This window comes from Streptomyces sp. NPDC005574 (assembly GCF_040605435.1).
Taxonomy (GTDB): Bacteria; Actinomycetota; Actinomycetes; order Streptomycetales; family Streptomycetaceae; genus Streptomyces.
In genome coordinates, this window is the sequence record NZ_JBEXCW010000093.1 from 1 (window position 1) to 22,022 (window position 22,022).

The 22,022-nt window shown below is 71.8% G+C and carries 16 protein-coding genes; 6 read left to right on the plus strand and 10 right to left on the minus strand.

Going from position 1 to position 22,022, the window contains the following annotated elements:
* The coding region (pepN, locus tag ABZT03_RS35395) for an aminopeptidase N (protein ID WP_356047057.1) at positions 1-2,573 on the minus strand (2,573 nt) is incomplete at its 3' end.
* Positions 2,574-2,685: 112 nt separating this feature from the next.
* Here pepN (ABZT03_RS35395) and ABZT03_RS35400 point away from each other — a divergent pair.
* Positions 2,686-3,162 (plus strand): DUF1203 domain-containing protein, encoded by a 477-nt coding sequence (locus ABZT03_RS35400; protein WP_356047058.1) that lies wholly within the window; start codon positions 2,686-2,688, stop codon positions 3,160-3,162.
* A 220-nt stretch (positions 3,163-3,382) separates the two neighbouring features.
* On the opposite strand, the gene ABZT03_RS35405 is transcribed toward ABZT03_RS35400, so the two are convergent.
* Complete coding sequence (locus tag ABZT03_RS35405) at positions 3,383-4,399, minus strand: aspartate-semialdehyde dehydrogenase (protein WP_356047059.1); 1,017 nt, start codon at positions 4,397-4,399, stop codon at positions 3,383-3,385.
* A gap of 366 nt (positions 4,400-4,765) precedes the next feature.
* On the opposite strand from ABZT03_RS35405, the gene ABZT03_RS35410 reads away from it, so the two are divergent.
* Both ABZT03_RS35410 and ABZT03_RS35415 read left to right on the plus strand, forming a co-directional pair.
* Complete coding sequence (locus ABZT03_RS35410) at positions 4,766-5,314, plus strand: sigma-70 family RNA polymerase sigma factor (protein WP_356047061.1); 549 nt, start codon at positions 4,766-4,768, stop codon at positions 5,312-5,314.
* Position 5,315: 1 nt separating this feature from the next.
* A complete protein-coding gene (locus ABZT03_RS35415; RefSeq protein WP_356047063.1) occupies positions 5,316-6,032 on the plus strand; it encodes a hypothetical protein in 717 nt (238 codons plus the stop codon).
* A gap of 69 nt (positions 6,033-6,101) precedes the next feature.
* Here the strand turns inward: ABZT03_RS35415 and ABZT03_RS35420 are convergent, their stop codons facing one another.
* Positions 6,102-9,413 carry a S8 family serine peptidase gene (locus ABZT03_RS35420; RefSeq protein ID WP_356047065.1) on the minus strand — a complete coding sequence of 1,104 codons (3,312 nt, stop codon included), beginning with the start codon at positions 9,411-9,413 and terminating at the stop codon, positions 6,102-6,104.
* A 263-nt stretch (positions 9,414-9,676) separates the two neighbouring features.
* Between ABZT03_RS35420 and ABZT03_RS35425 the strand changes: the two genes are divergently transcribed.
* Both ABZT03_RS35425 and ABZT03_RS35430 read left to right on the plus strand, forming a co-directional pair.
* On the plus strand, positions 9,677-10,132 hold the full coding sequence (locus ABZT03_RS35425) for an NUDIX hydrolase (protein ID WP_356047067.1): 456 nt from the start codon (positions 9,677-9,679) through the stop codon (positions 10,130-10,132).
* Between the two features lie 256 nt (positions 10,133-10,388).
* Positions 10,389-12,134: a TIGR03767 family metallophosphoesterase gene (locus ABZT03_RS35430; RefSeq protein WP_356047069.1), complete on the plus strand. Its 1,746-nt coding sequence runs from the start codon at positions 10,389-10,391 to the stop codon at positions 12,132-12,134.
* Positions 12,135-12,223: 89 nt separating this feature from the next.
* Here ABZT03_RS35430 and ABZT03_RS35435 read toward each other — a convergent pair whose 3' ends face one another.
* Both ABZT03_RS35435 and pepN (ABZT03_RS35440) read right to left on the minus strand, forming a co-directional pair.
* Positions 12,224-13,273, minus strand: a complete 1,050-nt coding sequence (locus ABZT03_RS35435) for a hypothetical protein (protein ID WP_356047071.1) — start codon at positions 13,271-13,273, stop codon at positions 12,224-12,226.
* 195 nt (positions 13,274-13,468) lie between these two features.
* On the minus strand, positions 13,469-16,057 hold the full coding sequence (gene pepN, locus ABZT03_RS35440) for an aminopeptidase N (RefSeq protein WP_356047073.1): 2,589 nt from the start codon (positions 16,055-16,057) through the stop codon (positions 13,469-13,471).
* A gap of 135 nt (positions 16,058-16,192) precedes the next feature.
* On the opposite strand from pepN (ABZT03_RS35440), the gene ABZT03_RS35445 reads away from it, so the two are divergent.
* On the plus strand, positions 16,193-16,858 hold the full coding sequence (locus ABZT03_RS35445; protein WP_356047075.1) for a DsbA family protein: 666 nt from the start codon (positions 16,193-16,195) through the stop codon (positions 16,856-16,858).
* 55 nt (positions 16,859-16,913) lie between these two features.
* On the opposite strand, the gene ABZT03_RS35450 is transcribed toward ABZT03_RS35445, so the two are convergent.
* From ABZT03_RS35450 to ABZT03_RS35470, 5 genes are read right to left on the minus strand one after another with little or no spacing between them, the layout of a single operon-like run.
* Positions 16,914-17,810 carry a TauD/TfdA family dioxygenase gene (locus ABZT03_RS35450; RefSeq protein ID WP_356047077.1) on the minus strand — a complete coding sequence of 299 codons (897 nt, stop codon included), beginning with the start codon at positions 17,808-17,810 and terminating at the stop codon, positions 16,914-16,916.
* A 13-nt stretch (positions 17,811-17,823) separates the two neighbouring features.
* Positions 17,824-19,170 (minus strand): LLM class flavin-dependent oxidoreductase, encoded by a 1,347-nt coding sequence (locus tag ABZT03_RS35455; protein ID WP_356047079.1) that lies wholly within the window; start codon positions 19,168-19,170, stop codon positions 17,824-17,826.
* A complete protein-coding gene (locus tag ABZT03_RS35460; RefSeq protein ID WP_356047081.1) occupies positions 19,167-19,901 on the minus strand; it encodes an ABC transporter ATP-binding protein in 735 nt (244 codons plus the stop codon). The genes ABZT03_RS35455 and ABZT03_RS35460 overlap by 4 nt, the downstream gene beginning before the upstream one ends.
* Positions 19,877-20,740 (minus strand): ABC transporter permease, encoded by an 864-nt coding sequence (locus tag ABZT03_RS35465; protein ID WP_356047083.1) that lies wholly within the window; start codon positions 20,738-20,740, stop codon positions 19,877-19,879. Before ABZT03_RS35465 ends, ABZT03_RS35460 begins: the two co-directional genes overlap by 25 nt.
* Positions 20,737-21,804, minus strand: coding sequence for an ABC transporter substrate-binding protein (locus tag ABZT03_RS35470; RefSeq protein WP_356047084.1), 1,068 nt, complete (start codon positions 21,802-21,804; stop codon positions 20,737-20,739). Before ABZT03_RS35470 ends, ABZT03_RS35465 begins: the two co-directional genes overlap by 4 nt.
* Between the last annotated feature and the right edge of the window lie 218 nt (positions 21,805-22,022).

The window sequence follows — 22,022 nt, forward strand, 5'->3', positions numbered from 1 at the left end:
GCCGCCCGCGCGTCCGCCGCCTGCGCCTTCAGCGCCCGCTCGACGCCCGAGCGCGCCTCCGAGATCAGCCGCCGCAGCGCGGCACCCGGCTCCGCGGACGCCAGCCACTCGTCCGTGCGGCGCAGCGTGTCCTCGGACACCTGGACGGCGGGGTAGAGACCGACCGCGATCTGCTGCGCCATCTCGTGCGAGCGGGACTCCCAGATGTCCTTGACCACCTCGAAGAACCGCTCCGTGTACGGCGCCAGCAGCTCACGCTGGTCGGTCTGCACGAACCCGCCGATCACCGCCTCCTGCACCGCGTTCGGCAGCTTGTCGGAGTCGACGACGGAGGACCACGCCTCCGCCTTCGCCTCCGCCGTCGGGCGGGCGGAGCGGGCGCTCGCCGCGTGCCGCTCGCCCGCCGCCGTCCGGTCCCGCTCGTACTCGGCGGTGATCTCCGCCTCGTCGAAGCGTCCGACGGCCGCGAGCCGCTGCACGAGCGCCCAGCGCAGCTCCGTGTCGACGACCAGGCCCTCGATCGTCTGCGAGCCGTCCAGCAGCGCCTCCAGCAGGTCCAGCTGCTCCGGCGTACGGGCCGTCGCGGCGAAGGCGCGCACCCACGCCAGCTGGTGGTCGCCGCCCGGCGCGGCCGCGCGCAGGTGCGCGAGCGTGGCGTCCGTCCAGCGGGTGAGGAGCGTCTCGCGGGCGGCCGGGTCGGCGTACAGGTCGACGGCCAGCTTCACCTGGCGCTGGAGCGACTGCACGACACCGATGTCGGACTCCTTGCCGATGCCCGACAGGACCAGCGACAGGTAGTCGCGGGTGGCGAGTTCGCCGTCCCGGGTCATGTCCCACGCCGAGGCCCAGCACAGGGCGCGCGGCAGCGACGCCTGGAAGTCGCCGAGGTGCTCGGTGACGAAGGCGAGGGACCGCTCGTCCAGACGGACCTTGGCGTACGACAGGTCGTCGTCGTTGAGCAGCACGACGTCCGGCCGGCGCTTGCCCACCAGCTGCGGTACGGCGGTCAGTTCGCCGTCGACGTCCAGCTCGACGCGTTCGTCGCGGACCAGCTTGCCGCTGTCCTCGTCGAGCACGTAGAAGCCGACGGCGATGCGGTGCGGGCGCAGGGTCGGCTCACCCTTGGCACCGGCGGGCAGGGCGGGCGCCTCCTGGCGGATCGCGAAGGACGTGATGACGCCGTTGGGGCCGTCCGTCTCGATCTCCGGGCGCAGGATGTTGATGCCGGCGGTCCGCAGCCATTTCTCCGACCAGGCCGTCAGGTCGCGGCCGGAGGTCTCCTCCAGCGCGCCCAGCAGGTCGGACAGGCGGGTGTTGCCGTACGCGTGGCGCTTGAAGTACGCCTGCACGCCCGCGAAGAACTCGTCCATGCCGACGTAGGCGACGAGCTGCTTGAGGACGGAGGCGCCCTTGGCGTACGTGATTCCGTCGAAGTTGACCAGGACGTCGTCCAGGTCGCCGATCTCGGCCATGATCGGGTGGGTCGACGGCAGCTGGTCCTGCCGGTAGGCCCACGTCTTCATGGAGTTGGCGAAGGTCGTCCAGGAGTGCGGCCACCGGGAGTCGGGGGCGTACGCCTGGCAGGCGATGGACGTGTAGGTGGCGAACGACTCGTTCAGCCACAGGTCGTTCCACCACTCCATGGTCACGAGGTCGCCGAACCACATGTGGGCGAGCTCGTGCAGGATGGTCTCGGCGCGCAGCTCGTACGCGGCGTCGGTCACCTTGGAGCGGAAGACGTACTGGTCGCGGATGGTCACCGCGCCGGCGTTCTCCATGGCGCCGGCGTTGAACTCCGGCACGAACAGCTGGTCGTACTTCTTGAACGGGTACGCGTAGTCGAACTTCTCCTGGAACCACTCGAAGCCCTGCCGCGTCACCTCGAAGATCGCGTCCGAGTCGAGGAACTCCGCGAGGGAGGGCCGGCAGTAGATGCCGAGCGGGACGCTCTGCCCGTCCTTCTCGTACACGCTGTGCACCGAGTGGTACGGGCCCACGATCAGCGCAGTGATGTACGACGAGATGCGCGGGGTCGGCTCGAAGACCCAGGTGTCGTCCTGGGGCTCGGGCGTCGGCGAGTTGGAGATGACGGTCCAGCCGTTCGGCGCCTTCACGGTGAACTGGAAGGTGGCCTTCAGGTCCGGCTGCTCGAAGGACGCGAAGACGCGGCGGGCGTCCGGCACCTCGAACTGGGTGTACAGATATGCCTGTTGGTCGACCGGGTCGACGAAGCGGTGCAGGCCCTCACCGGTGTTGGTGTACGCGCAGTCGGCGACGACACGCAGGACGTTGCGGCCCTCCAGCAGTTCGGGCAGCGCGATCCGCGAGTCCGCGAAGACCTCGGCGGCGTCGAGGGCGTCGCCGTTCAGCGTCACCTCGTGCACGGCGGGGGCGACCAGGTCGATGAACGACTCCCCGCCGCCCTCCGCGACGTCGAAGCGCACCGTGGTCACGGACCTGTAGGTACCGCCCTCCTGCGCGCCGGAGAGGTCGAGATCGATCTCGTACGAGTCAACGGTCAGCAGCTTCGCCCGCTGCTGCGCCTCTTCGCGAGTCAGGTTGGTGCCAGGCACGCGGTCATCTCCTCGTTATGTGTGGGTTGCGCCATCCTTCCACGGGACCTGCACGGAAAGCGATGTCCGGATCCCGCCGGTGAGCGGGGCGGACACGCGGGAATCTGGAGCCATGACGACGTACTTCGCACGACCTGTCCCCCCGTCGGCCCTGAAGGAGCTCCGCACAGCCGACGACGCGGGCCGCGAGACGGTTCCCGTGACGGACGAGGAGGGTGGCGCCCCGCTCCGCTGCTGCCTGCGCCGCAGCGCGCCCGGCGAGCGGATCGCCCTGGTCTCCTACGCCCCGCTGCGCCGCTGGGCCGCGGAGACGGGCGCGGATCCCGGGGCCTACGACGAGCAGGGGCCGGTGTTCGTCCACGCGGAGGAGTGCGCGGGGCCGGACGGGGACCGCCTACCGTTCACGAACGACCACCGCACGGTCCGGCGGTACTCGGCCGACGGCCGCATCCTCGGGGGGCGGCTGGTCACCGGCCCCGAGGGCTTCGCCCCCGCGTTCGACGAGGCGTTCGCCGACCCGGAGGTGGCCCTCGTCCACGTACGGGCGGTGGAGTACGGCTGCTTCCTGTACGAGGTGCGCCGCCCGTAGCTTTCCTCGCCCCCGCCGCCCTTTCCCTTCCCGTCCCGGGGCGCCGCCCCGGACCCCGCTCCTCAAGCGCCGGAGAGGCTGAATCTTCATCCCTTCGGGCGTTCGAGGAAGAGGCCCGTTCCTCACACGCCGGAGAGGCTGATTTTCAGCCCGTCCGGCGTGTGAGGACGAGGCCCGTTCAGGGCCGGAGCGGAGGTCCGGGGGCGGCAGCCTCCGGCGGTCAGGCGGTCAGTTCGGCCGCCACCAGCTCCGCGATCTGCACCGCGTTCAGCGCGGCGCCCTTGCGCAGGTTGTCGTTGGAGACGAACAGGGCGAGGCCGTGCTCCACCGTCTCGTCCGCGCGGAGGCGGCCCACGAACGACGCGTCCTTGCCGGCCGCCTGGAGCGGCGTCGGGATCTCGGAGAGGACCACGCCGGGCGCGCCGGCCAGCAGCTCCGTCGCCCGCTCCACGGACAGCGGCCGGGCGAAACGGGCGTTGATCTGGAGGGAGTGGCCGGAGAAGACCGGCACGCGCACGCAGGTGCCGGAGACCTTGAGCCCGGGGATCTCCAGGATCTTCCGGGACTCGTTGCGCAGCTTCTGCTCCTCGTCGGTCTCGTGCAGGCCGTCGTCGACGATCGAGCCGGCGAGCGGGATCACGTTGAAGGCGATGGGCCGCTTGTAGACGTGCGGCTCGGGGAAGTCGAGCGCCTCGCCGTCGTAGGTCAGCCGGTCGGCGTCGGCGACGACCTTCTGCGCCTGGCCGTGCAGTTCCACCACGCCGGCGAGACCGGACCCCGACACCGCCTGGTAGCTGGCGACGACGAGGGCCTCCAGGCCCGACTCCTCGTGCAGCGGCCGCAGTACGGGCATCGCGGCCATCGTGGTGCAGTTCGGGTTGGCGATGATCCCCTTGGGCCGGTCGGTGATCGCGTGCGGGTTCACCTCGGACACCACGAGCGGCACCTCGGGGTCCCTGCGCCAGGCGGAGGAGTTGTCGATGACGACCGGGCCCTGCGCGGCGACCTTCTCGGCCAGCGCCTTCGAGGTGGCGCCGCCCGCCGAGAACAGGACGATGTCCAGCCCGGAGTAGTCGGCGACGGACGCGTCCTCCACGGTGACGCCGTCCAGGACCGTCCCCGCGGAGCGGGCCGAGGCGAACAGGCGCAGCTCGGTGACCGGGAAGTTCCGCTCCGCGAGGATCCTGCGCATGACCGTGCCGACCTGACCGGTGGCTCCGACGATTCCGACCCTCACGGCGACTCCTTCAACGTGGCTTTCCTGTGCCTGCTGCATGACCCAGGCGTTTCCATCATGCGTCCCACCCCGGCCGGCCTGTCCAATTCTTTGCCCCGAGCGCCCGAGGAGTGGGACGACGCGGCCACCGGCGCGGTTGCGCACCTTCCGCCCGCACCGCCCCGAGCTGCAGAAAATCGCCCTCCGGGCGCTTCGCACCGCAAGCTGTACTGCCCCGTGCCTGCCCGCCGCCGCCCGGTCCACGCGAGCGTGTGACGTACGCCTCTGCCGGGGTGCGGCAGCGGGCGGGAATCCGCGGAGAACTCCGCCGAACGTTCCGGGCCCCGTCGGCGTCATAGGGGAAACGCGGCGAGGAGAGGGGTGGCTGTGCTGCGCAGAACGGCCCGCCGCGGCCAGGGGGACGACGGACACGGCGCGCACCGTGTGCCCGACGACCCGCTGGACGCGGCCCAGGAACGCCGGGTGCGGGCGGTGCTCGCGCTCGGCGGCGTGCCGCAGGCGGACCTGCCGGACGGGGTGCAGCAGGTCCGCCTGCGGCTGCTGGAGCGCGCGGCGCGGGGGGACGAGGCGCCGCGTGACGTGTCGGCGTGGGCCGCGGTCGTCGCCTCCAACCTCGCCATGGACTGGCACCGCACCAAGCGCCGCCAGGAGCGGATCGGGGAGCGCCTGGCCTCGCTGCGCCAGCACGAACATCCCTCGGGGGAGGACACCAGCGTGCTGTCCCTCACCGTCGCCCAGGGCCTGGACGAGCTGCCCGACGCCCAGCGCCAGGTGGTCGTCCTGCGCTTCTACGCCGACCTGCCGGTGCGCGGGATCGCCGAGGAGCTCGGCATACCGGAGGGCACGGTCAAGAGCAGGCTGCACACGGCGGTACGGGCTCTGCGCGACCGCCTGCACGAGGACGAGGTGGTGTGACGTGACCGCCGAGAAGCACGAGAACGCCGGTGCGGACGCCCTGATGGCCGCGATCACCGGCGAGCTGCCGCCCCCGGAGGCCGGCGAGGACGCCGCCCTGCTCGCCGAGTACCGCTCCGCCGCGGCCGACGTCGCGCTGCTGCGGGAGCAGCTCGGGATCATCGCCGGCGCGCTGACGGAGCCGGAACCCGCCGCGCGTCCGGTCCCCGTGCGGGCACCGCGGCGCGGGCGGCGGGGCTTCTCCCTCGCCCTCGGTGCCGTCGCGGTGGCGTGCGCCGCCACGGTGGTGTCCGGCCTGGCCTGGATCACCGTGCAGGCCGGGGACGGCATGGGGGGCAGCGCCGACAGCAGCTCCGACAAGAGCGCCTCGCAGGCGGACGGGGCGTCGCGGGACGCCCCGCAGGAGCTGGCCTGCGCCCGGCTCGTCGTGGAGGGCACCGTCACGGCGCTGCGGCCGCTGCCCGGCGACCCCGGCCGGGAGCGCGTCACCCTGCGCGTGATCCGTTCCTACCAGCCGGCCGGGGGCCGGGCCGAGATCACCGTGCTGCGCGACGATTCCACCGCGCCCGCCGTCCGCGGCGGGGACCACGTGCTGGTCGTCGGCCGGCACTCCCGGACGGTCGTGGACACGTGGTCCGTCGGCGACAAGGAGGTGGCCGCGGAACGGGCGCGGATCACCCGGGCGCTGGCCGGGTCGCCCGGCACGAGCTGCGGGTGAGGGCGGGGCCGGCGGACGGCGAAGGGGCGGGCGCCCGCGGGCGCCCGCCCCCCGTCCGAACCGGATCCGTTACGGAGTGACCTTCTCGATCGCCACGCTGCCGACGCCCGCGACCGTGCCGCGCGCGTTCACCAGCTGGACCTGGCCGAAGAACTCACGGCCCTCCGGGGCGGCCGCCGCGGCGGTGACGCTCGCCGAGACGTTCGTCGAGGCGCCCGTGGCGAGCGCGACCGGGGTCGACTCGTCCACGGTGACCGTGCCGAGGGACGCGGAGAAGAACACGTCCTGGTAGTCGTACGCCGTGGAGCCGGCCGGAACCGCGTAGCCGGCGACCTCGATGGTGTACGTGCCGGCGGCCGGGGTGGCCAGGGAGACGGCCTCCTCGGAGTCGCCGTCGGCGGACTGGCCGACCTGCTTGCCGCTCGCGTCGTAGACCGTCAGGTCCAGGTCGGCGGAGGCGTCGGAGACGTTGCCGATGGCGACGTCCAGCGACTTCGCGCCCGCCGGGACCTCGACCGTGGTGGTCTGGGTCTCGCCCTGCTTGATGGTCGGGCGGGTCGTCTTGGACGAGCCGAGCGCGCCGCCGACCAGCTTGCCGTCGATGGCGGCGAAGTTGTTCGTCACCTTCCAGGAGGCGGCGGCCGGGGTGCCGACCTTGGCCTCGGGGACGGTCACGACCTCGGGGTCGAAGGCGGCGCCGTAGACGGTGGCGGTCAGCTGGTACGGGTTGTCGAGCAGCGGCGACGTGCGGCGCGACTCGACCTCGATCTCCCAGACGCCGGCCTGCGGGTCGGCGTAGGAACGCGCGTCGGCCTTGCAGCCGTTGCCGTCGAGGTAGTTGTTGTAGCAGTACGGGGTGCCGGTGTCCTCGACCGGAACGCCGTAGGGGTGGATGGCGATGAACCGGGTCTGGCTCTTGCCCTTCAGCCCGCCGATCGCGACCTCGAAGGACTTGGCGCCCGCGGGGACGGTCACGAAGTACGACCGGGTGCTGTTGCGCTGCACCGAGTCCGACGCGCCGTAGGTGAACTTGACGGGGGCCGAGACCACGACGGTCGTCAGGATCTGCTTGTCGGTGCCCTCGGTCCTCGGGTCGTCGACCTTGAGGATCGCGCTCTTGAGGCCCGCGGACTTCGGCGCGGCCTCGACCTTGACGGTCACCGGCTTGTTCAGCCCGAGTTTGACCTCGTCGGAACCGACGATCCGGAAGGTGTGCCCGGCGTTCTTCGCGAAGCGCAGGGTGTGGCGGATCGCCTTGTCGGCGCCGGAGGTACGCGTGACGGTCACGCTGTACGTCTTCTTCTTGCCGGCCTTGAGGCCGCCCTCACGGTCGTAGATGCCGGTGCCGAACCCCGGCGTCTTCAGCGCCTGGTCGATCGCGGTGTCGACCGGTGCCTTCACCGTGAACTCGTTCGCCGTGGCGCCGTGCCGGATCGAGTCCCACGCGTCGGGGATGTCGATGAGGCCCGCGCCCTCCTCGTACGCCTGCACACCCTTGATGTGGGCGGCGGTCGAGGTCAGGGCGGTGCGCAGGGTCGCCGGGGTCAGGGCGATGTGCTTCTGCTTCGCGGCGGACAGCAGGAGCGCCGAGGCGCCCGCGGCCTGCGGGGAGGCCATCGAGGTGCCCTGCAGCATCGAGTAGCCGGCCGGCAGGGTGTAGCCCGACTCGGCGACCGGGGAGCCCGGCAGCCAGGTCTGGGTGGTGTTGATCGAGGCGCCCGGCGCGGTGAGCGTCGGGGTGAAGCCGCCGTCTTCACGCGGGCCGCGCGAGGAGAAGGGCATCATCGCGTACTTCTTCTCGACGGCCGAGCCGTAGTTGGACGCCCAGGTCTCCCGGGAGATGGCCGCGCCGACCGAGACGACCTTGTCGGCCAGACCGGGGTCGCCGATGGTGTTGGCGCCCGGGCCGGAGTTGCCGGCCGAGATGACCAGCTGCACGCCGTAGGTGTCGATGAGGCGCGTGTACAGCTCGGAGCGCGCGTTGTTGCCGTCGTTCAGCGCGGGCAGGCCGCCGATCGACATGTTGACGATGTCGACGCCGCGGTTGACCACGAGGTCGATCATGCCCTCGGTGAGCGCGACGTTGGTGCAGCCGCCGGTCCAGGTGCAGGCACGGGAGGACACGATCTTCGCGCCCGGGGCCGCGCCGTTCATCTTCCCGCCGAACAGGCCGTGCGCGGAGGTGATGCCGGCGACGTGGGTGCCGTGCTCGGACTCGATGACGCCGATGTTGACGAAGTCGGCCTTCTTGCCGACCCAGTCGCCGCCGTACGGGTCCATCGGGACGTCCTTGCGGATCTCCACGACGAACGGCTGCCGCTCGACGACGTCCGTCGACGGGTCGTCGGTCCCGAAGTAGCCGATCTGGAAGCCGTTCTTGTACGGCTTGAGCGGTGTGTCGTCGCTGAAGTCGGCGTTGTTGTTCAGGTCGACGCGGACCGTGCCGGCCGCGGCGTCGTACAGCACGCCCCAGCTGTCGGTGGTGTCGCCGTCGCGGTTCGCGTCACCCTTGGCGTCGCCGCCCGCGGTGGCGGACTCGCGGAACAGGTTGATCTGGTACGACCCGGCGGGCGCCGTCCAGTTCCTGCCGCCGTAGGCGAAGGCGGGACCGGACACCGAGGCGGTCATCGCGCGCCAGGTGGCGTCGCTGTCCAGGATCGGGTCGGTCGAGGTCACCCAGTCGACGATCTTGCGCTCGCCGGTGGTGGTCTTCTGCAGCGCGGGGTGACCCAGGTCCACGCCCGAGTCGAGGATGCCGATGGTGACGCCCCGGCCGTCCGCCTTCGGGTTCTTCTTCACGAAGTCGACGGCGCCCGTCTCGAAGGACGGGTTGTACGGGTTCGCGGCGGGCGTCTTGCTGCTCGGCGCGGGGTAGGTGGTGCCGCCCTTGCCCGAGGCGGCGCCCTTCGCGGTGTCGGCGCTCGGCGTCGGGTCGTCCAGCGGGATGTCCTGCCGCAGGTCGATGCCGTGCACGGAGGACAGCTTCGCGGCGGCGGCGATGGCCGAGTCCGCCTTCGCGGTCGGGACGGTGGCGCGCACGTAGCCGAGCTTGTCGTAGGAGCGGCCCACGGAGCCGCCCTTGACCGCGTCCAGCTCCTTGGCGACCTGCTCGGTCTGCCCGGGCGCGGTCGCGACCATCATCGTGACGTTCTTGGCGCCGTCGGCCTTGGCGTCGGCCAGCAGGGCCGCGTCGTCCGAACCGAGCTTGGCGCCAGCGGACTTCAGGCCTGGGTCGGCGGTGGCGCCGCTGTCGTTGCCCGCGGAGAAGGCCATGGGTATCGGCCCCGCCGCGGAGAGGGCGGCGACCAGTCCGGCGGCCACGGCTATGCGGGCCACGCGTCTCGCGCCCGATATCGGTTCACGCTGGGGGGTGAGGGTCATCGGCATCCCTTGTAGGTAAAGGAACGTGCGTCGAGCGGCCAGAGTCGATCGACCCTGGTCGTACGGTGTCCGGTAATGACCCCGGACGATCGCACAGCTTTACCCAAGGGAGGGCCGTTTGGGGAGTGTTGACCGAATCGAAATGGATGTATGGGGAAAACCCGCGATGGTCTTTAGGGGAACGAGTCACCTCAAGCACGACAAGTCGCCGACGCCTCCGATACTCGCCTGACGATCCGGGCCCGGCGGTCTAACGTCCCCTCATGCGACGGAACACGAGGGTGGCGGCCTACGCCGTGTGCGTGCGCGACGGACAGGTCCTGCTGGCCCGTTGGCTCAAGGCCGACGGCACCCCCGAGTGGACCCTGCCCGGCGGCGGCATGGAGCACGGGGAGGACCCGTACGACACCGTCCACCGGGAGGTGCGGGAGGAGACCGGCCACGACGTCGAGATCACCGCCCTGCTCGGCGTCGACAGCGTCCGCCTGCGCTCCCCGCGCCGGTTCGGCCGCCACGTCGACCACCACGCCGTGCGCCTGGTCTACGAGGCCCGGGTGACCGGCGGCGAACTCCGCTTCGAGACCGGCGGTTCCACCGACATGGCGGCCTGGCACGACCTGGACGCGGTGGCCGCCCTGACCCGGGTGGGACTGGTCGACGCCGGCCTCGGCCTGTGGCGCGACCGACCGCCGGCGGGCCGGCTCGCGCTTCCCCGGTGACTGACTTCCCTACCCGGAAATCGACCGGGAAGGTGAACACGGAGTAACCGTCCCCCGGCCATCGGACAGCGGTCCCCGGACGCGCGGGGTGGCGAAGATCCACGTACGGTGATCGGCGCTGCGCGTTGCGGCCTCGTTCACGCGCAGGTCATTCCCGGTGCCAACCATCCAGTACGAGCGGGAATTTCACCGGCCACACCGTGCGGCGACCCCCGCGACCACTGCCGACGCAGTTCGTACTCGGGGAGATCGCGCCATGTCGCGCATACGCTCTGTCGCCAGCTCCACGCTGGGGGTCAACCGCCGTACCGTCCTCGCCGCCACCGCCGCGGTGTCCGTCTCCGCAGGCGTCGGCTACGCCCTGCGGCCCACCGACAGCGTGGCCGCCACCACGGCCGAGACGCCCGTGGCCCAGTCCCGCAGAGCCCCGGCCGCGCCGCTCGCGCCGTACACCCGCGGCACCACCGTCGCCACGGTCGCCGCCCCGCGCACGGGTTCAGGCTACCGCCGCCTCGGCGACGGCCCCGGCTGGAGCCGCAAGGTCCGCGCCGAACTGGCCGCGCCCAAGTCCGGGCGGGCCGGCCGCCGTACCGCGCTCGCCGCGTTCGTGCAGCTCACCGACCTGCACCTGATGGACGCTCAGCACCCGATGCGCCTGGAGTACCTGCGCTCCACCGACGTGCACGCCTGGCGGCCGCACGAGGCGCTGTCCGTGCCCGGCGCGATCTCCCTGGTGGAGCGGATCAACGCGCTGCGCGGCGCCCCCGTCACCGGCTCACCGCTGCACTTCGCCATGACGACCGGCGACAACACGGACAACAACGCCAGGACCGAGCTCGAGTGGTTCCTCAAGGTCATGAGCGGCGGCCGCATCACCCCCAACTCCGGGGACCCGCGCCACTACGAGGGCGTCCAGAACAGCGGCCTCAAGCAGTTCTGGAACCCCGACTCGACGCTGCGCGACGCCGACAAGCTGCGCGGCTTCCCGCACCTCGCCGGCTTCCTCGCCGCCGCCATCCGCGAGCTGAACAGCCCCGGCCTCAACCTGCCCTGGTACTCGACGGTCGGCAACCACGACGCCATGCCGCTGGGCTGCTACGGCCACGGTGACTCCTGGCTCGCCGAGTACGCGGTGGGCGGCAAGAAGCTGATGAGCCTGCCCGCGGCCGAGGCGAAGAAGCTCCAGACGGCCATCTCGCAGGCCACCGACCCCCGGGGCACCCACTTCCGCGACCTGCTCAAGGCACACACGCGGGACATGCGCTCGGTGACGCCCGACGAGCGGCGGGCACCGTACACCCCGGCCGAGTACGTCAAGGCACACCTGGACCCGGCGTACCGCGGCGTGGGTCCGGTGGGCCACGGCTACTCCACCGCCAACCTCGACGCGGGCACCCAGTACTACAGCTTCCGGATCGCCGAGGACGTCATCGGCATCAGCCTGGACACCACCGACGCCGGCGGCCACTACGAGGGCTCGATCGGGACGGCCCAGCTGAACTGGCTGGACAGGACGCTGCGCGACAACAAGGACTCCTACGCGGTCGTCTTCAGCCACCACACCAGCAAGACCATGGACAACACCCGCCCCGACCCGGCCCACCCCGGCGAGCGCCGGCACAGCGGCGCCGAGGTGCTCGCCCTGCTCGGCCGCCACGCGAACGTCCTGGCCTGGGTGAACGGCCACATCCACCGCAACGACATCACCCCGCACGCCGGAGCGGCCGGCCGGTCCTTCTGGGAGATCTCCACCGCCTCCCACGTCGACTATCCCCAGCTGGCCCGCGTCATCGAGCTGGTCGACAACAAGGACGGCACGCTCTCGGTCTTCACCACGCTCGTCGAGTCCGCGGCCCCGCACCGCACCGACTTCGCCGACCTCTCGCAGACCGGCCTGGCCGCGCTCTACCGCGAGCTGTCCTTCAACGCGCCGGGCGCGCGCACCGACCTCGGCGGAGCGGCCGGCGACCGCAACACGGAGCTGCTGCTCAAGAAGGGCTGACCCGGCCCGCGGGCACCGCACGGGAGGAGGGGCCGCCGGTGATCCCGGCGGCCCCTCCGCTCCCCTCCTGGTGCGCCCGCGGCCCGTCACTACCGGGGGAGCACCACGACATGGGCGGCGGGGTCCCGGTCGCCGGCCGCCATCAGCGCCGTACGGACCACGGCCGCCTGCTGCTCCGCCGCCTCCCGCAGCTTCCTCGGAGTGACGTGCACGACGGTGATGCCGAGGCGCTCCAGATGCTCGCGCTTGCGGGCGTACTGCGACCAGAGGGCGTCGTCGTCCTGCCGGTCGCCGTGCAGGGGGGCGCGGGTGTCGAGTTCGACCGCCACGGCCTGCTCCGGCCAGTACGCGTCCAGGCCGCCCAGGTGGAGGCCGCCGGGCAGGCGCAGGTCGACGTTCCAGACCGGGTCGGGCAGGCCGTACTTCTCGACCATCCGGTACAGGCGCATCTCCGTGATCGCCCGGCCCTCGGCGAGCAGGGAGTCCACCGCGTCCACCACGTGCGGCCGGCCCAGCAGCTTGGCCTGGTTCAGCTCCCTGACCACCGCGGCGGGTTCGCAGTGGCCGCCGCGCACCGCGTCCGTCAGCAGCCGGCGTACGGTCGCCGCGTCCGTCAGTTCGGCCACCGCGTCGGCCAGGGCGCGCGGGACCGGCGCCACCGGCAGGCCGTTGACCTGCCGGGGGAGAGGCAGGTTCGCGGCGCGGACGACGCGCGCATACCCCGCGGCGCGCAGCCGGCGCAGCCGGGGGAGAAGGACGTCGATCCTCTCCAGGGAGAGCAGCGGCGGGGCCGAGGCGAGGCCGTGCAGGTTCAGCGCCGCCAGGCCGGTGATCATCGCCTCGGCGTACGTCGGGCGGTGCGGTTCCTCCGCGCCGGGCTGGGCCGGAACACCGGCGTTCCGCTCCCGCGCCGCGTACATCAGCACCGCGTGCAGCCGCTCCTCGCTGGTCGGCGGGCCCGGGTGGAGCAGGAAGACACCGGGGAGGATCTGCTGCCAGGGGCCGCCGGCGCGGCACTGCACGTTCGTGTCGGCGCTCGTGACGCCGAGCGAGCGGAGCCGGGCGGCCGTCATCACCCGGCGGTGCACCTCGGAGAGGTGGTGGAGGGGGCGGGGGGACAGCGGGGTGTCGTGGTTCATGACGGGCAGATTCCCGCGTTCCGGACGCCGCTGAACCGCTGTTACACGCTCGTCGACAAATCAGGACAAGCCTGCACTAAAGGACGAGTGTTCGGGTGCCGAAAACCCCTGGTCCCTTCGGGTGCGGACCAGGGGTTACGGGTCTATTGCCTGAATTCCGTAACGGCTACGAACGGCCCAGGCTTTGGCCAGAGCTCAGCGGGTTCCGGTTCCGGCCGCCGCCGCGTCGCACGCCTGTCCGCGCAACGCCCGTGCCAGGTCGTCCCGCGCCTCCAGGACCAGCCGGCGCAGCGCCGGGGCCACGTCCTGGTGCGCCGCGAGCCACGCGTCCGCCGCCGCGAGCGTCTCCGGCGCGTCCTGGAAGGACGGGAACAGACCCTGGACGACGTGCATCGCGATCTGGATGGACCGCTCGGCCCACACCCGCTCGATCACCGCGAAGTACCGGTCCGCGTACGGCGCGAGCAGCTCGCGCTGCGAGGACTGCCCGAAGCCCGAGAGGGTCGCCTCGACCAGCGCGTTGGAGAGGGCGTCCGACTCCACCACCTGCGCCCACGCCTGCGCCTTGACGGCCGCCGAGGGACGCGCCGCCAGACAGCGGACCTGGTGGCGCTTGCCGGACGCCGTGTCGTCGCGGGCCAGTTCGGCCGCCAGCACGGCCTCGTCCGCCGCCCCGTGGGAGGCCAGCGGCTCCAGGAACGCCCAGCGCAGCTCCTGGTCCACCACGAGCCCGTCGATCAGCTCCGTCCCGTCCAGCAGACCGCGCAGCAGCCGGAGGTCGGCGGGGCCCGACGCCACCGTCGCGAGGAAGCGGGCCCAGGCGAGCTGGTGCTCGCTGCCCGGCGCGGCGTTGCGCAGTTCGCCGAGGGCGCCCTCCGCGAGGAGCTGCCCACCCGTCTGCCGCCAGTCCGGCGCCACGTAGTGCACCAGCGCCGCGTTCGCCCAGGCGTGCAGCATCTGCAGCACGCCGATCCCCGACTCGCGTCCCGCGAACCGCAGCACCAGGTCCACGAAGTCCCGCGCCGGCAGCAGCGCGTCCCGGGTGAGGTTCCACAGCGCCGACCAGCACAGCGCCCGCGCGAGCGGGTCGGTGATGTCTCCGAGGTGCGCCCGCAGCGTCTCCAGCGAGGTCGCGTCGAAGCGGATCTTGCAGTACGTCAGGTCGTCGTCGTTGACGAGCACGAGATCGGGCGCCCGCTCACCGGCCGCGTCCGTCACCACCGTGCGCGGACCGTCCACGTCCACCTCGGCGCGGGCGTACCGCACGAGACGGCCGTCCTCCAGCCGGTACAGGCCCACCGCGACCCGGTGCGGGCGCAGCTCCGGGTGCGACTCGGCGGCCTCCTGGAGCACGGCCAGCTCGTCGATCCGGCCCTCCGCGTCCAGCAGCACCTGCGGGGTGAGGGAGTTGACCCCGGCGGTCTGCAGCCAGGACCGCGACCAGGCGGCCATGTCCCGGCCGCTGGTCTCCGCCAGCGCCGACAGCAGGTCGCCCAGCCGCGTGTTGCCGTACGCGTGCCGCTTGAAGTAGCGGCGCGCGCCCTCCAGGAACGCGTCCTGGCCGACGTACGCCACCAGCTGCTTCAGGACGCTGGCGCCCTTCGCGTAGGTGATGCCGTCGAAGTTGAGCTTGGCGTCCTGGAGGTCGCGGATGTCGGCGGTGACCGGGTGGGTGGAGGGCAGCTGGTCCGCACGGTACGCCCACGCCTTGCGGCGGTTGGCGAAGGTGATCCAGCCGTTCTCGAACCGGGTCGCGCCCACCAGGGCGAAGGCACCCATGAAGTCGGCGAAGGACTCCTTGAGCCACAGGTCGTCCCACCACTCCATGGTGACGAGGTCGCCGAACCACATGTGGGCCATCTCGTGCAGGATCACGTTGGCCCGGCCCTCGTAGGAGGCCTGGGTGACCTTGCCGCGGAAGATGAACTCCTCCCGGAAGGTCACGAGCCCCGGGTTCTCCATCGCGCCGAGGTTGTACTCGGGCACGAACGCCTGGTCGTACTTCCCGAAGGGGTACGGGTAGTCGAAGTGGTCGTGGAAGAAGTCCAGGCCCTGCTTGGTGACCAGGAAGACGTCCTCGGCGTCGAAGTAGGGCGCGAGGCCCCTGCGGCACAGCGCGCCGAGCGGGATCTCCAGCGTCGTACCGTCGGCGAGGGTGCGGGAGTAGGAGTCCGTCACGTAGTGGTAGGGGCCCGCCACCACGCAGGTGATGTACGTCGAGATCGGCTTCGTCTCCGCGAACCGCCAGACCCCGTCGGTGAGTTCGCCGGTCCCGTTGCCCCAGACGTGCCAGCCCTCGGGCGCCCGCACCTCGAAGCGGTAGGGGGCCTTCAGGTCGGGCTGCTCGAAGTTCGCGAAGACCCGGCGTGAGTCGGCCGGCTCGTACTGGGTGTAGAGGTAGACCTCGCCGTCCTCGGGGTCGACGAAGCGGTGCAGGCCCTCGCCGGTGCGGGAGTAGGCGCACTGCGCGTCGACGACCAGCTCGTTCTCGGCGGCGAGGTCCGCCAGCGCGATCCGGGAGCCGTCGAAGACCTCGCCCGGGTCGAGGTCCTTGCCGTTGAGGGAGAGGGCGGTGACCGAGGGCGCGATCAGGTCCGCGAAGCTCGCCGCGCCCGGCTCGGCGCAGCGGAAGCGGATCGTGGTCACGGACCGGAACGTCCGCGGCCCCTCGGCCGGCCCGTCGCCGACCGCGGAGCGCAGGTCGAGGGACACCTCGTACCCGTCGACGGACAGCAGGGCGGCCCGCTCCCGGGCCTCGTCACGGGACAGATTCTCACCGGGCACGGGCGGTACTCCCTCGGGCGGCGTTCAGTATGCGGACAGCACCGATCCTGTCATGTGCCCCTGACCGGGGGCACCCGGGAATGGTGTGGTGGGAGTCGTTGTTCGCACAGGAAACGACCGTCCCCGAGGAGAGCCATGCCCGAGACCTCGACCGCCCCCGCCAGGACCCCCGTCGACTTCTGGTTCGACCCGCTGTGCCCGTGGGCCTGGATGACGTCCCGGTGGGTGCTGGAGGTGGAGAAGGTCAGGGACATCGAAGTCCGCTGGCACATCATGAGCCTCGCCGTCCTGAACGAGCCCAAGCTGGACGAGCTGCCCGAGGAGTACCGCGAGATGCTCGCGGTCAAGGCGTGGAAGCCGGTGCGTGTGGTGACCGCGGCCTGGCAGAAGCACGGCGCCGAGGTCCTCGGCCCGCTGTACACCGCTCTCGGCACCCGCATCCACAACCAGGGCGAGGGCCCCACCCTGGAGGCCATCGCCGGCGCCCTGGCCGACGTCGGCCTGCCCGCCGACCTGATCGACTACGCCGACCAGGAGACCTTCGAGTTCGACGCCGAGCTGCGCGCCTCCCACAAGGAGGGCATCGACAAGGTCGGCCAGGACGTCGGCACCCCGGTCATCGCCGTGCCGGGCCCCGACGGCGAGCAGATCGCGTTCTTCGGCCCGGTCGTCACCCCCGCCCCGCAGGGCGAGGCCGCCGCCAGGCTGTGGGACGGCACCCTCGCGGTCGCCTCCGTCCCCGGGTTCTACGAGATCAAGCGCTCCCGCACGGTCGGCCCGGACTTCAGCAACCTCGTGTAGACGGCGAAAGGCCCTCGCGTGCCGGCACGCGAGGGCCTTTGGTGTGCGACGGCGGCTACGCCGCCACGGACGTGTAGTGCGAGGCGTCCCCCTCGATCGAGTAGCTCTCCTTGCCCTCGACGCCCGCCGGCACGTCACCGGCGACCGTCACCCGGTGCAGGCGGCGGGGCAGCCCGTCGTAGTTGTCGATCGCGTAGTGCTGGGTGATGCGGTTGTCGAACAGCACGAGCTGGTTCGGGGACCAGCGGTGCCGCAGGACGTTCTCCGGCCGCGTCACGTACGCCTGGAGCAGGTCGAGGAGCTTGCGGGACTCACCCACCGACAGGCCCACGAGCCGCTGCGCGAACCCGCCGATGAACAGCCCCCGCTCCCCGGTCAGCGGGTGGACACGCACCACCGGGTGCACCGTGCGGAACTTGATGGAAGTGAACTGGGCGCGCTGCGCCGCGTGTTCCTCGTCGAGCGACTCCTCGGGCACCGCGTAGTCGTAGTCGTTGGTGTGCTCCGCCCACAGGGTGTCGGCGAGCGTGCGCAGGGGCTCCGGCAGGTCCCGGTAGGCGCCCGCGGAACTGGCGATCAGGGTCTCGCCGCCGTACGGCGGGACGGTGATGCTGCGCAGGGTGCTGGCCTGCGGCGGGTTGAGGACGAAGGTGACGTCGGTGTGCCAGTGGTTGGCGGCGCGGCCGCGCTCGCTGTCCACGGGCAGCACGTTCGGGACGCCGTCGACGGAGGGCACGGTCGGGTGGGCGGTGGTGACGTCGCCGAAGTGGCGGACGAAGGCCTGCTGGCCCTCGTCGTCCAGGTCGACGCCGTCGAACACCAGGGCCTTGTGGAGGTTGAGGGCCTCCCGCAGGGCGGCGGCCGTCCCCTCGTCGAGCGGGCGGCCGAGGTCGACGCCGGACACCTGGGCGCCGATCCTCGCGGTGATCTTCCTGATCTCGATGCCGGACATGTGCGGGGTCCTCTCAGGCGGTGGCGAGCGCGGGGCGGGCGGTGACGTGCTGGTTCGCGGGGCGCGGGAGGCCGTAGCGGTCCCGCAGGGTGCGGCGCGGGCCGTACTCCGTGCGGAGCAGGCCACGGGTGCGCAGGAGGGGCACGACCTGGTCGACGAAGGTCTCCAGGCCCGAGGGCAGGACGGCGGGCATGATGTTGAAGCCGTCGGCGGCGCCGAGCGTGAACCACCGCTCGATCTCGTCGGCGACCTGCTCGGGCGTACCGGCGAAGGTCAGGTGCCCACGCCCGCCGCCGAGCCGCCCGATCAGCTCGCGCACGGTGAGACGCTCGCGCCGGGCCAGCTCCACCACGAGCGTGTAGCGGCTCTTCGCGCCCTCGATCGCGCTCTCCGGCGGCAGGTCGGCGGGCAGCGGGGCGTCCAGCTCCAGGGTGCCCGGTTCGAGGTGCAGCAGGCTCTCCAGCCGCTCCACCCCGTGCGTGTGGACGATGTGGTCCTCCAGGATCCGTTCGTTCGCCCGCGCCTCGGCCTGCGTCGACCCGATCACCGGCACGATGCCGGGCAGCACCTTGAGGTGCTCGGGGTCGCGGCCGGACTGCCGGACCCGGGACTTGAGGTCCGTGTAGAACGCCTGCGCGTCGGCGAGGGTCTGCTGGGCGGTGAACACCGCCTCCGCGTAGCGGGCCGCGAACCGCTTGCCGTCCTCGGAGGAGCCCGCCTGCACGAGCAGCGGGTAACCCTGCGGCGACCGGGGCACGTTGAGCGCCCCCTCGACCTGGAAGTACGTCCCCCGGTGCCGGGGCGGGTGGATCTTGGCGTCGTCGCCCCAGACGCCGGCCGCCTTGTCGGCGACGATCGTGTCGTCCTCCCAGCTGTCCCACAGCTTGAGGGCGACGTCGAGGAACTCCGCGGCGCGGGCGTAGCGCTCGGCGTGCGCGGGCTCGGCGTCCAGACCGAAGTTGCGGGCGGCCTCCGCGCCGGCCGTGGTGACGATGTTCCAGCCCGCCCTGCCGCCGCTGATGATGTCCAGCGAGGCGAACTTGCGGGCCAGGTTGTAGGGGGAGTTGTAGGAGGTGGAGGCGGTCGCGATCAGACCGATGTGCTCGGTGGCGGTCGCCAGTGCGGTGAGCAGGGTCAGCGGCTCCAAGGCGCCGGCCGGGCGCTGTCCGACACTGCTCCACAGCTGCGGGCCGTCGGCGAGGAACAGTGAGTCGAAGGTGCCGCGTTCCGCGGTCCGGGCCAGACGCACGTGGTGCGCCAGGTCCACATGGGCGTACGGGTCGCTCTCCGGCAGCCGCCACGACGCCTCGTGGTGACCGGTGTTCATCAGGAACGCGTTGAGGTGGAGCTGACGGGTCACTTCTGGTCCTCCGTGACGCCGAGGGCGGTCAGCAGCCGCTCCCGGTACTCGCCGAGCAGCGGGTCCCGGTACGAGCGTGGATGCGGGCGGTCGATGGTCAGGTCCAGGCCGATGCGGCCCTGGTCGAGGACGAGGACACGGTCGGCGAGCACGATCGCCTCGTCCACGTCGTGGGTGACGAGGAGGACCGAGGGCCGGTGACGCTCCCACAGCTCCCTCAGCAGGACGTGCATACGGATCCGGGTCAGGGCGTCCAGCGCCCCGAACGGCTCGTCCGCCAGCAGCAGTTCGGGCTCGCGCACCAGCGACCTGGCCAGCGCGGCGCGCTGCGCCTCGCCGCCCGACAGCTCGCTAGGCCAGGCCCGCTCGCGGCCGGCGAGGCCCACCTCGGCGAGGGCGGCGCGGGCCTTCCGCTCGGCCTCCTTGCCGTCGAGGCCGAGCAGCACGTTGGCCAGGACGCGTCGCCAGGGCAGCAGCCGGGAGTCCTGGAAGACCACCGACACCCGCTCCGGGGCGGTCAGCTCCCCGCTTCCGGTGACCTGGTGGTCGAGGCCCGCGACGGCTCGCAGCAGGGTGCTCTTGCCGGAGCCGCTGTGTCCGAGCAGGGCGGTGAACTGCCCGGCCGGGAGGTCGAGGTCGAGGTCGTCGAGGACCGTGCGGCCGTCGAACGACCGGGTCAGTCCGCGCAACCGTACGGCGGGACGGGTCAGTTGCTCAGCGTGCGGCGCCATGACAGCACCCTCCGTTCGACGAGGCGGACCGCGCTGTCGGAGACCAGGCCGAAGACGCCGTAGATCAGCAGGCCGACCAGGATGACGTCGCTCTGGCCGTAGTTCTGGGCCTGGAACATCATGTAGCCGAGGCCGCTGGTGGCGTTGATCTGCTCCAGGACGACCAGGCCCAGCCAGGAGCCGGTCACCCCGAGGCGGAGTCCGACGAAGAAGCCGGGCAGGGCGCCGGGGATGACGATCTGCCGGACGAAGGCGAGCCTGGACAGGCCCTGTACCTCGGCGAGTTCGACGTAGCGGTGGTCGATGCCGGACAGCGCGGCATGCGTGTTGAGGTAGATGGGGATGTAGACGACGATCGCGATGATCGCGATCTTGAAGGTCTCGCCGATGCCCAGCCAGAGGATGAACAGCGGGATCAGGCCGAGGGTCGGGATCGCCCGGTTGAGCTGCACGGTCCCGTCGATCAGGGCCTCGCCGACCCGGCTGAGACCGGCGGCCAGCGCGAGGACGACGCCGGCGACCAGGCCGATCGCGAACCCGGACCCGGCCCGCCGCAGCGAGGTCAGGATGTCGGTCGGCAGCGTCCCGTCGGTCCACAGGCGACCGGCGGTCCGCAGCACCGTCCAGGGGGCGGGGATCGCGGCCGGGTCCAGTCGCCCGGCGGCGGAGGCGGCGGCCCACAGGGCGAGGAAGAGGGCGGGGCCCACCAGCCGGGAGGCGGGCAGCCGCCTGCCGGGGGAGAGCCGGCGGCGCCGGCGGACCTGGGTGCCCTCCTTCGCCCCGGTGGCGGGCGCGGAGGTGGCCGGCGCGGACGGGGCGGTCGTGCTCACGGCGCTCACCTCCGGTACTCCGCCGGTACGGACTTCGCCGCGATGCCCTCGAAGCGCCGGTCGAAGAGCGAGCCGACCGTGAACTCCTTCACGAAGCCGCCCTCCGCCAGCAGGTCCGCGGTCTCCTGCTCCCACTTGATCGCCTCGTCCCAACTCGGCGGGAAGAGCGGCTTGTTCGCGAGCGCGGTGATCGACTGCGCCTGGGGCAGGGTGAGGTTCTGCGTCTTGACGTAGAACTCCTTGTTCCAGACGTCGGGGTGCTCGTACTGCCACACCTGGCCCTTGGCCCAGTACGGGATGTACGCGGCGACCGCGGCCGCCTTCGCGGAGTCGGCCAGCACGGTGGCCGGCGCCCACAGCAGGTTCAGCAGGTCCACCACGTCGGTCGCGATGCTGCGGGCACCCTTCGACCCGTACTGCTGGAGGTAGGCGGGCGCCTGCTGGTTGGCGAGCGGCGCGACGTCGACCTGCCCCGACTGGAGGGCCGTGAGGAACTGGTTGCTGGTCAGCGGGACGAGCTTCACGTCGTCGTACTTCAGCCCGGCCTCCTTCAGCGCCCGCAGCAGGACCACGCCCTGCGCCTGGCCCTGCGAGAACGCGAGCTTCCTGCCCCGGAAGTCGGCGGTGGTGCGGATGTCGCTGCCGGGCCTGGTGGCGAACAGGTAGTTCGGCTTGCGGGTGACGTTGATCGCGACGATCTTCGCGTCGTAGCCCTGGTAGTGCGCCTGGATGGGCGGGATGCCCGCGTTGTTGGCGACGTCCAGGGACTTGGCGCGGAAGGCGTTGATCACGTCGGGCCCGGCGCCGATGTTCGCCCAGGCGCCCACCTCGAACGGCAGGTCACCCAGCTTGGCCAGCTTGAACTGGAGCTGCTGGACGTTCTGGTACGAGGCGATCTTCAGGCTGGTGCCGGCCGGGACCCGGTCGGCGAGCGGGGCGGTCGAGGCGCCCTTCGAGGTGGTGGCCGCGCTGCTCTCGGCGCACCCGCTGAGCCCGGCCGCGGCGGCCGTGACGCCGAGCACAGAGGTCAGGAACAGCCGCCGGTCGAGGCCGGAGGCAGACAGAGATGGCATGACGGAACTCCGTAGACTGAAGTGACGGAATGCGCGCGCACGTCGGGCAACGGGAATTGCCGAAAGGCGGGAATGGCGCGGCAGAACGTGGGAAAAGAGGCGCGCTCGATGCGGCGCGTGCACAAGGGACACCGACGTGACGCCGGCGGAAACTGACGAGACGTCAGCGCGTCAACGTGTCAGCAACAGAGGGTGCGACAGCTCGTGAGCAGCATGAA

Bases quoted from the DNA above. Each gene is read 5' to 3' on its own strand.
- ABZT03_RS35470 (WP_356047084.1), bottom strand. From the start codon at position 21,804: ATGCCATCTCTGTCTGCCTCCGGCCTCGACCGGCGGCTGTTCCTGACC.
- ABZT03_RS35425 (WP_356047067.1), top strand. From the start codon at position 9,677: ATGCGACGGAACACGAGGGTGGCGGCCTACGCCGTGTGCGTGCGCGAC.
- ABZT03_RS35450 (WP_356047077.1), bottom strand. From the start codon at position 17,810: ATGTCCGGCATCGAGATCAGGAAGATCACCGCGAGGATCGGCGCCCAG.
- ABZT03_RS35400 (WP_356047058.1), top strand. From the start codon at position 2,686: ATGACGACGTACTTCGCACGACCTGTCCCCCCGTCGGCCCTGAAGGAG.
- ABZT03_RS35445 (WP_356047075.1), top strand. From the start codon at position 16,193: ATGCCCGAGACCTCGACCGCCCCCGCCAGGACCCCCGTCGACTTCTGG.
- ABZT03_RS35430 (WP_356047069.1), top strand. From the start codon at position 10,389: ATGTCGCGCATACGCTCTGTCGCCAGCTCCACGCTGGGGGTCAACCGC.
- ABZT03_RS35435 (WP_356047071.1), bottom strand. From the start codon at position 13,273: ATGAACCACGACACCCCGCTGTCCCCCCGCCCCCTCCACCACCTCTCC.
- ABZT03_RS35460 (WP_356047081.1), bottom strand. From the start codon at position 19,901: ATGGCGCCGCACGCTGAGCAACTGACCCGTCCCGCCGTACGGTTGCGC.
- ABZT03_RS35420 (WP_356047065.1), bottom strand. From the start codon at position 9,413: ATGACCCTCACCCCCCAGCGTGAACCGATATCGGGCGCGAGACGCGTG.